The following is a 9,124-nucleotide window of genomic DNA, read 5'->3' on the forward strand; positions in this document are numbered from 1 at the left end:
ATGGCGCAACAACCGGGCGCGCGCGGGCTGGTCTTCAACGAACCGCTGATCTTCGAGCATGGCCGCAAGGGGCGCGCGGGGTGCGACGTTCCGAAAAGCGAGTTTCCCGAGATCGATCCCGCCACCATCGCGCCATCCTCCATGTTGCGCGGCCCGGTGGAGGGGCTGGCCGAGGTGAGCGAACCGGAAGCGGTGCGCCATTTCACCCGCCTCTCGCAGTGGAATTACGGGGTGGACAGCAATTTTTATCCGCTCGGCTCCTGCACCATGAAATACAACCCGAAGGTGAACGAGGCCGCCGCCCGGCTGGAAGGCTTCGCCGGCCTGCACCCGCTGCAGGATTTTTCCACCGCGCAGGGGGCGCTGCGGGTGATGTACGATCTGGAAAAGATGCTGTGCGAAGTCGTCGGCATGGATGCCGCCTCGCTGCAACCGGCCGCCGGAGCGCAAGGGGAATTCGCGGGCCTGCTGCTTATCCGCGCGTATCACACCGAAAAAGGGAACCCCCGCAAAAAGGTGATCATCCCCGATTCGGGGCACGGCACCAATCCCGCCACCGCCACGCTGTGCGATTACGCCGCTATCACGCTCCCCAGCGGGCCGGACGGGCTGATCGACCTCGCGCTGCTGGAAAAGGAGATGGATGACGATACCGCCGCGCTGATGCTGACCAACCCCAACACGCTGGGGATGTTTGAAAAGAACATCAAGAAGGTCTGCGGCATCGTGCATGCCAAGGGGGGGCTGGTCTACGGCGACGGCGCGAACCTCAACGCCGTGATGGGCAAGGCCCGCTTCGGTGACATGGGGATCGACGTGTGCCACATGAACCTGCACAAAACCTTCAGCACCCCGCACGGCGGCGGCGGCCCCGGCAGCGGGCCGGTGCTGGCGAAAAAATTCCTTGAGCCGTACATGCCCGTGCCGCGCGTGACGCGGCGGGACGGCGTTTACAGCCTGGACTTCAACCGCCCGAAGAGCATCGGGGCGCTCAACGCGTTCTGGGGCAACTTCGGCGTGTATCTGCGCGCCTACGCCTACCTGTTGACGATGGGCGGCGCGGGGCTGAAAGAAGCGTCCGAAACGGCGGTGCTCAACGCCAACTATATCCTGGCGAAGCTGAGGGGCGTTTACCATGTGCCGTACAACGGCACCTGCATGCATGAGTGCGTCCTATCGGACAAATTCCAGCAGGAACACCACGTCAGCACGCTCGATATCGCCAAGGGGCTGATCGACCGCGGCTTCCATCCTCCCACGATCTACTTCCCGCTGATCGTGAAAGGGGCGATGATGATAGAGCCGACCGAGACCGAAAGCATGGAGACGATGGACGCTTTCATTGCCGCCATGAAGGAAATCGCCGAGGTGGCGAAGACCGATCCCGAATCGCTTGCCGCCGCGCCGGTGGCGGTCAAGGTGAAACGCCTGGACGAAACCCAGGCGGCGCGCCAGCCAGACCTCCGCTATCGCCGTTGACGGGCGGCGTCCGTCGGCGGGCCGGTTATCCTGTTTTGAATCCGCCCCCGCTGGTGGGGTAGAATAAACCCCGTGTTTAAAAAGCCCTTCCTGATGATTCTCTGCGCGGCGGGATCCCTCTGGCTCTGTGCGGAAGCTTCGGCCGAGGCGTACAAGATGTACCGTTACACCGACGCCAAAGGCAAACGGCTTTTCGTCAGCTCAATGGACGACGTCCCGCCCGAATTCCGTTTTTCCGCCAGCTCGGTGATGGTGGTCAAAGAGCCGCCTCCCGAACCGGCGGGCGCTGATGCGGCCAAAGAGGGAACCGCCAATGGCGGCGCCGTGACCGTGCTCTCCCTCAGTCCGTCCGCGGCCGAAGATGGAAAATGCGGCTTCAGCGGCGAAGTGAAAAACGGAATGAATGGCAAGGCGGAAAATGTAAAGCTGCATGTCGAGGTCAAAACGAAAGACGGGACGAAATCATTCGATGTTCCGGTTGGCGCGGGGGGCATGATGAACCCCGGGGAAACGGTAAAAGTTACGCCGGTGGCCGATGTGCTGGCCGCCGAGCTGACCGGTTATTCGTATAGCGTCACATGGCAGACCACCCGCGTGGAAGCCATTCCCGCAAAGCCGGCGCAGGGGCAACCGCCTCCGCAGGCCGCCGCCGCGCCAAAGGAAAAACCGGCTGGCCAGGAACCTCCTCCCGCGCCGGCGAAACGTTACCGCACACGGAACCATCCCGCGCCTCCCGTTATCGAGGGGAAATAGCCGGACGGTTTTTTAAACCCCCGGATTCCGGGTTTCAGCGGTGGCGCGTCACGCCGGTTTTGGGGCAGAACGCCGCCAGCGGGCATTTGGAGCAGTGCGGCGATACCGGCAGGCAGACGTTTTGCCCGTAGGTCACCAGCAGGTCGTTGTACTCGATCCAGTATTTTTTCGGCAGCTTTTTCCGCAGCGCCGTTTCCGTTTCGTCCGGCGCGGCGGTTTTGACGTAGCCCCAGCGGTTGCTGATCCGGTGTACATGGATGTCCACGCAGATTCCCGGCTGGTTAAAGCCGAGCGTCACCACCAGGTTGGCGGTTTTCCGCCCGATCCCTTTTATCGTTAACAGTTCATCCAAAGCGCTTGGCACATTGCCGCCGTATTTTTCCAGCAGCGTATGGCATACGTGGTGCAGCGTCTTGGCCTTGTTTTTGTAAAAACCGACCGGATAGATGAGCTTTTCCAGCGTGTTCGGCGGTATCCGCATGATGGCTTCCGGCGTATCGGCCTTGGCGAAGAGCCGCTGTGCCGCGGCGGCGGTGGTTTTATCCTTGGTGCGAAGCGAAAGGAGCGTGGAGATCAATACCTTAAAGGGGGATTCCACATAGTGGCTCACTATGGGCACGGTATAGCGTGGCGCTTCCTTGCGGAGTATTGCGACCGCGCGGTCAATCGGAAACGCCTTTTTGGTCATTAAATTATGTTTTTTCGCCATCGTGTTTATGCAATACTACCCCACAGGAGCAGGGCCGGGAATGAAATTATTCCAATCCCCGGCGATTGAGGGAGTGGGATTCGCAGTCCATGACAGAAAAGAAAATCCAGCGCATTTTTGGCATCACGGTTGCCGGTCTCGTGGCTTTTGTGGTGGCTATCGGGCTGGTATTCGACAGCCTCGGCGGCAGCATCGAGCGCTATATGGCGCAGAAGTTCAACGAGGGACAGTTCCGCCTCGCCAAGCACCTTAAAAGCCACATCATCGATCATTTTGGCGCCACCCAGGGGATGCTGCAAATATTCGCGCTGCGTCTGGCGGAAACGGGTGTCACCGCGCGGTTGGCCAACGGTGAGTTAAACCCGGCATCCCCCATCCTTACGCAGTTCGCCCAAAACGAAGTGCGTCCCTTTATGGAGCGGAGTCCCACGCATCTCCGCTTCGCCATCACCGATGCCAGCGGCCGTCCGTTGATTAACATGGTGAATTTGGGGCTGGGGGTGAAAATGGTTCAGGCCGGCGTGGAAGGCCTTTTCCAGCCCGCCGGGAAGCTGGGGGAACGCGTTCCCCTGATATCGAAGCCGCATGAAGTGACGGCGGTCACCGGGGGGCGGGCGGAGTTGTTGCGCCTCATCGATGTGTCGGTGCCGTTGCTGTACAAAGGCAAGACGGCGGGGCGGCTGTTCCTTTCCGTCGATATGGGGTTCGTGGAAAACGTCATATCCGACTACGAAAAGGGGAAACAGTCGTACGACCACCGGTGGATTTTCGACCGCGAGGGGAATTTGGTGTATTGCTCGCTGGTGATGTCGCACGAATATCACGCCGGCGAGCTTGCCGTCTTGCTGAACAAAGAGGCCGGCACCTACGACCTCATGGCCCACGGCGGCACACAGCGCGATCTTATCGCCACCATGCCGATGGAACTGGGGGAAAACCGGTGGGTGATCGTTTCCGAAACCGGCTTCAACGATGTGATGGGGATCGTGCGCAATGTGCAGCGGATGCGCACGGCGGTTGTTCTTGTTCTGATGCTGCTGGTGGTGGCGGGGGGCTTTATGCTTTACCGCATGGCGTTGGGGAGGCTGGTGGCGGAAGAAAAGGCCCGCATGGGCGCCGCCTTGTCGGCGGAGGAAAACAAGTACCACATGCTCATCGAGGCGGATCCGGATCCGATATTTATCCTCGACGCCGGCCTTCTCATCACCGATGTGAATACCGGCGCGGTGAACACGTTGGGCAAAAAATCGCGCGATGAGTTGCTTGGCGCGCCGTTTACCGAACTGTTGGGCAACGCGGATGAATTCATGGAAAACGTCCGCCGCCTCGCGGGGAAGGAGGGAACGTTCACCACGGAGCAGGTTATTGCCGCGGCGGGTGGCCGCGCGCTCCACTTTGAAAACAACACGGCGCTGTTGCGGCGCAAGGACGGCGGGAGCTTCATCTATCAGGTCTATTTGCGCAACGTGACCGACCGGCGGGAATATGAATTGAGCCTGCGGCGGGAAAAAGAGAACATGGACCGCATTGTCAGTTCGGTCGGGGCGGGTATCGCCGTATTCCTGCCCGGCTTGCAAATGGAATGGAGCAACAGCCGCTACCGCGAGATTATGGCCTTGGCTGAAAAGGTATCGGACCGGCGGGGAAACTGCCTCCTCTGCCTTGTCGGCAAGGATGAAGACTGTCTGGCGCTGCGCGCGTTCAGCATCGGCAAAACAATAAAGGAGGAAGTGAGCCTTACGCTGGGCCCGGGGGACACCCGCCACTACTTCATCAGCGCCACCCCCGTGGCGGACGCCGCCGGCGCGGTGGCCCAGGTCATCGAGCTTGTCATCGACGTGACGGAAAACCGGAACCTCCAGGCGCAGCTTTTGCAGACCGAAAAGCTTGCCTCCATCGGTGAGATGGCGACCGGCATCGCCCACGAGTTGAACAATCCGATGGCCGGCATCATCGGCTACTCCGAATTTTTGCTGGAGGAACTCAAGGGGCAGGAAGGGCCGCTCCGCGACGTGGAAAAGATTCACGGCGAGGCGCTCCGCTGTTCCCGCATCGTGCAGAACCTGCTGAGATTCTCCCACCGGCACCAGCCGCGGAAAACGGAGGTTGCCCTCAACGACGTGCTGCGGGCGACCACCGATATCGTGGAGTACGAATTCAAGGTGAATAACGTGGCGCTGGAAAAGGACTACGCTCCCGGCCTGCGGCAGATCATGGGAGACCAATACCAGCTCCAGCAGGTCTTCATGAATATTTTGAATAATGCGTTCTTCTTCCTCAAGGGGCAGCCGGGCCAGCGGCTCATCAAGATCAGCACCTTCAACGACGGCGGCGATGTTGAAGCGCGGATATGGAACAGCGGCCCCCCAATTCCCGATGCGATGATCGACAAGGTGTTCACCCCGTTTTTCACCACCAAAGAAGTGGGGAAAGGAACCGGGCTGGGGCTATCCGTCTCGCACGGAATCATCAAGACCCATAAGGGGACGATCACCGCGCGGAACGTGGATGGCGGCGTGCTTTTCACCGTCAGGTTCCCGGCGGCGGAGACAAAAGAAGGGTAATGCCGCGCGGGTCAACCCGCTTTATTCATGATAAAGCGGATCAGTCGCGCAGATCGTCGTCGGTCTGGATGTAGCGGAGCAGTTTGCCGCGCAGGCGCATCACGGCGCGGGTGTGGAGCTGCGAAACGCGCGATTCGGTGATGCCGAGCACTTCGCCGATTTCTTTCATGGTCAACTCTTCATAGTAATAAAGGGATACCAGCAGCCGCTCTTTTTCCGGGAGCTGGTCGATGGCGCGGCCGATGATTTCGCGCACTTCGCTCACGCGGGCCATCATCTGCGGGTCGGTGTCGGGCGATCCGGCCAGCACTTCCATGATGTCGCGTTTTTCGCCGTCTTTTCCCAAGCCGCCGAGGTCTTCAATGCTCAGCAGCGGGGCGCTTTTGGCGTTGCCCAACTGTTTATAGAACTCTTCCAGCGGCAGGCCGAGTTCGGCCGCGATTTCTTCGTCGGATGCGGCGCGGCCCATCCGCTGTTCCACCGCGGCATAGGCCTGCGATATTTCGGTGGCGCGTTGGCGCACCGAGCGCGGCACCCAGTCCAGCGACCGCAGCTCGTCCAGTATGGCGCCGCGGACGCGGATCTCGGCGTACGTCTTGAACTGCGTGTCTTTTGATGGGTCGAATTTGCCGATGGCGTCGATAAGCCCCATCACCCCGGCGCTGGTGAGGTCGTCCAGCTCGATGTGGGGGGGGAGGCGCACGGCGATCCGCTGCGCGATGAACTTGATGAGCGGGGCGTACTCGACAATGAGCTTGTCGGCCTCCGGCGTGCCGATTTTAATACCGACAGACGGTTCCGAATATGTCTTTTTCACCGCGCCCGTCCCTTATTGAGTAAGCGGGATGATGCCCACAATCCCTTTAAAATCATCGGATAGATTCTACCGGTATTTACCACCGGGAACAATAGCCGTTCTGTAACGGGGAATTCCGACGGCGCCAAGCTATTTTTCGGGATATATGACCACTTGGCGGTTATCCCCCGTTCCCTGGCTGTGGGTTTTCACCCGTGTGTCGTCCTGCAAAAAGGCGTGGATCGTTTTGCGCTCGGACGGCTTCATCGGCCCGAGGAAAACTTTCCGGCCGGTGGTTATGGCTTTTTCCGCCGATTTTTCGGCCAGCGCGCGCAGTTTTTCCTCGCGGTGCGCGCGGTAGTCTTCGGCATCCACCACGAAGGGGAGCTTTGCGCCGTTGAGCCGTCCGGCATAGATTTCCACCAGCGTCTGCAACGCTTCCAATGTTTCGCCGTTTCTGCCGGTCAGCGCGCCGCCCCCCGCGCCGGTGATATTCAGGACGATTTGCCCTTCGCCGGGGGCGATGTCCACCGCCGCGTTTTTAATGTTCATTTTCGCCACGATATCTTCGAGGAAGGCGCGCATTTTTTCCGGTATGTCGCCCAGTCCGGCCATGTCCACGGGATTTGCCGGGGGTGTCCTCCGCGCGGCCGCGCCTGCTTTGGCGCGGTGTTTGACGGCCGGCTCCGCGAACGATTCATGCATAAGGCGTCCGCGGACCTTTGCCACCGTGCCGCCCAGGCCGAAGAGTTTTTTCGCGTCGCCCAGGTCTTCTATTTCAACTTCGCTTCTGTCGGCCCCCATGCTTTTCAGCAGGGCGGCGACCGCCTCTTCGTACGATTTTCCTTCAGCCGTCGTCCATTCCATTTTTTTAGCCCTCTTTCTTCTGTAACCGGATCATGTATTGCTGGAGGATCGAGAGCAGGTTGTTCACCAGCCAGTAGACCACCAGCCCCGCCGGGAAATTTATGAACATCACGGTGAAGACCACCGGAAGGATGAGCATGATGTTCCGTTGAACGGGGTCGGTGGAGGCCGGGGACATCTTCTGCTGCACGAACATGGATATGCCCATCAGGACGGGGAATACATAGTACGGGTCTTTCATGGAAAGATCGTGTATCCACAGCATGAAGGGCGCCCCTTTGAGTTCTATCGATTCCAGCAGCACTTTGTAAAGCGCCACGAATACGGGTATCTGCAGCACGATCGGGAGGCAGCCGGAAAGCGGATTGATCCGGTGTTCCCGGTAGAGCGCGATCATCTCCTCGTTCATTTTCGTCTTGTCGTTCTTGTACCGCTCCTGGATTTTTTTGAGCTGCGGCTGAACGGTGCGCATCTTTTCCATCGAGCGGAAGCTGCTCTGCGTCATCGGCCAGAAGATCAGCTTGACGATGATGGTGAGGATGATGACGGCCCAGCCGTAGTTTCCCACGAAGGTATTGATCCAGAGCAGCGCCATGTAGAGCGGGCTTGCTATGATGTCGAACCAGCCGTAGTTGATGATACGGTCGAGGTCGTGTCCCGCTTTATCAAGGATGGCATGGTCTTTCGGGCCGGCGTAGAGCGAAAGCTTGTTCGGCCCCGCGTTGGACGCAAGTTGCACGGTGATCTCGTAGCCTTTTTCATAGGGTTGCGAGGTGGTCACGTTCGATTTTTCCGCGTCGAGCAGAAATACGCCGCAGAAATATTTGTCCGTCAGCCCGCTCCAGAGCACTTTCCCGGCGTAGTCTTTTGATTCGTTCACTTTGGGGGCGTCAGCAAGCCGCTTGCCGTCGGTCAGCACCACCGGGCCGTGGTAGCTGATGGTGTCTTTGTCCCCGCCCAGCCCGGTCCAGGCAAGGCCGAAAGAGGAGCCGGTCACGTCCCCGCCCGGCACGGTGACGGCCACGTCGAGGCCGATCATGTACGAGCCGTGGCTAAAGGCGATCTTCTTCGTGATGGCCACCCCGTTATCCAGGGTAAGGTGGAAAACAACCACGGCGTCCGGATGTTCGGGGGTCAGGGCGATGCTTTCCGGCGCGTCGGTGGCAAAGAACGTCTGATTGATTTTTTTGGTCGCTTCGCCGGTGGCGAATTTGAGCGCCAGCGGCTTGAGCGGCGATTTCGGGTCGACCAAGTCGACGGTGCTCCCGCTATCGCCGGTGAATTTGATGAGTTGGAGTGATTGGATCACGCCCCCCGCGTTGGAAAGGATGACGCGGGTAACGCCGGTATCAACAACCACGGTTCGGGCGTTGACCGGCTTTTCGGCGGGAATCCCCGCCATCGGGTCGGCCGTTCCGGCGGGCGTGGCCGCCACCGCGGGCGGCGGGGGGGTATTGGCTGGCTCGGTTTTCTTTTCCGCCGCCTGCTGTTCGGCGGCCTTGAGATTCGCCTCCAAGGTGTCTTTATAGCGATGGTAATACCAAAAGTTCCAGCCAAGCACAACGGCCAGCGAGAGAACCACCGCTAAAACAGTTTTCTTTTCCATCAGTCCTTTCGGTTCATTCTACGGGATCGTACCCGCCGGGGTGGAGCGGATGGCACTTTGAGAGCCGTTTGACGCCAAGCCAGCCGCCGCGCAATGCGCCATATTTTTGAACGGCCTCAAGGCTATAGCAGGAACAGGTGGGGTGAAAACGGCATGCCGGCGGCAGCAGCGGGCTGATAGCCAGTTGGTATCCCCTTATAAGGAGCGAAAGCAAACTCTTAATCACTGTAATTTCCCCGCCAGTTTTTCAAACTGGCGTTCCAGGCCCCCGTATTCAGGTTCCTGCCGCCCGCGCTTGACCACGATCACGAGGTCGAGGCCCGAAAGGACGGCCACAAACCGTCTGTAGA

Annotated in this window: 8 protein-coding genes; 3 read left to right on the forward strand and 5 right to left on the reverse strand. The window is 59.7% G+C overall.

The genetic code is table 11. The annotated features are described in order from the left end of the window. Nucleotides 1–1,479 (forward strand): aminomethyl-transferring glycine dehydrogenase subunit GcvPB, encoded by a 1,479-nt coding sequence (gene gcvPB, locus HZA03_03725; protein ID MBI5637063.1) that lies wholly within the window; start codon nt 1–3, stop codon nt 1,477–1,479. A 72-nt stretch (nt 1,480–1,551) separates the two neighbouring features. After that, nucleotides 1,552–2,232, forward strand: coding sequence for a hypothetical protein (locus tag HZA03_03730; GenBank protein ID MBI5637064.1), 681 nt, complete (start codon nt 1,552–1,554; stop codon nt 2,230–2,232). 34 nt (nt 2,233–2,266) lie between these two features. Here the strand turns inward: HZA03_03730 and HZA03_03735 are convergent, their stop codons facing one another. Further along, nucleotides 2,267–2,920, reverse strand: a complete 654-nt coding sequence (locus HZA03_03735; protein MBI5637065.1) for an endonuclease III — start codon at nt 2,918–2,920, stop codon at nt 2,267–2,269. A gap of 110 nt (nt 2,921–3,030) precedes the next feature. Between HZA03_03735 and HZA03_03740 the strand changes: the two genes are divergently transcribed. After that, entirely contained in the window at nt 3,031–5,505 is a 2,475-nt protein-coding gene (locus HZA03_03740) for a PAS domain-containing protein (GenBank protein MBI5637066.1), read from the forward strand. 40 nt (nt 5,506–5,545) lie between these two features. On the opposite strand, the gene HZA03_03745 is transcribed toward HZA03_03740, so the two are convergent. The 4 genes from HZA03_03745 to yidD form a co-directional block, all read right to left on the reverse strand. Further along, nucleotides 5,546–6,322, reverse strand: a complete 777-nt coding sequence (locus HZA03_03745; GenBank protein ID MBI5637067.1) for a FliA/WhiG family RNA polymerase sigma factor — start codon at nt 6,320–6,322, stop codon at nt 5,546–5,548. A 129-nt stretch (nt 6,323–6,451) separates the two neighbouring features. Next, nucleotides 6,452–7,168, reverse strand: a complete 717-nt coding sequence (locus tag HZA03_03750) for a KH domain-containing protein (protein MBI5637068.1) — start codon at nt 7,166–7,168, stop codon at nt 6,452–6,454. A 4-nt stretch (nt 7,169–7,172) separates the two neighbouring features. Further along, entirely contained in the window at nt 7,173–8,774 is a 1,602-nt protein-coding gene (yidC, locus tag HZA03_03755) for a membrane protein insertase YidC (protein MBI5637069.1), read from the reverse strand. A 13-nt stretch (nt 8,775–8,787) separates the two neighbouring features. Then, the gene (gene yidD / locus HZA03_03760) at nt 8,788–8,997 is read right to left on the reverse strand and encodes a membrane protein insertion efficiency factor YidD (GenBank protein ID MBI5637070.1); all 210 of its coding nucleotides are present in this window, start codon (nt 8,995–8,997) and stop codon (nt 8,788–8,790) included. Nucleotides 8,998–9,124 lie beyond the last annotated feature (127 nt).

The organism is Nitrospinota bacterium (assembly GCA_016217735.1).
GTDB lineage: Bacteria > Nitrospinota_A > UBA7883 > JACRGQ01 > JACRGQ01 > JACRGQ01.

What these genes read in the sequence shown, in the direction of transcription:
- gcvPB (MBI5637063.1), top strand. Translation starts at nt 1, where the DNA reads ATGGCGCAACAACCGGGCGCGCGCGGGCTGGTCTTCAACGAACCGCTG.
- HZA03_03735 (MBI5637065.1), bottom strand. Translation starts at nt 2,920, where the DNA reads ATGACCAAAAAGGCGTTTCCGATTGACCGCGCGGTCGCAATACTCCGC.
- HZA03_03740 (MBI5637066.1), top strand. Translation starts at nt 3,031, where the DNA reads ATGACAGAAAAGAAAATCCAGCGCATTTTTGGCATCACGGTTGCCGGT.
- HZA03_03750 (MBI5637068.1), bottom strand. Translation starts at nt 7,168, where the DNA reads ATGGAATGGACGACGGCTGAAGGAAAATCGTACGAAGAGGCGGTCGCC.
- yidC (MBI5637069.1), bottom strand. Translation starts at nt 8,774, where the DNA reads ATGGAAAAGAAAACTGTTTTAGCGGTGGTTCTCTCGCTGGCCGTTGTG.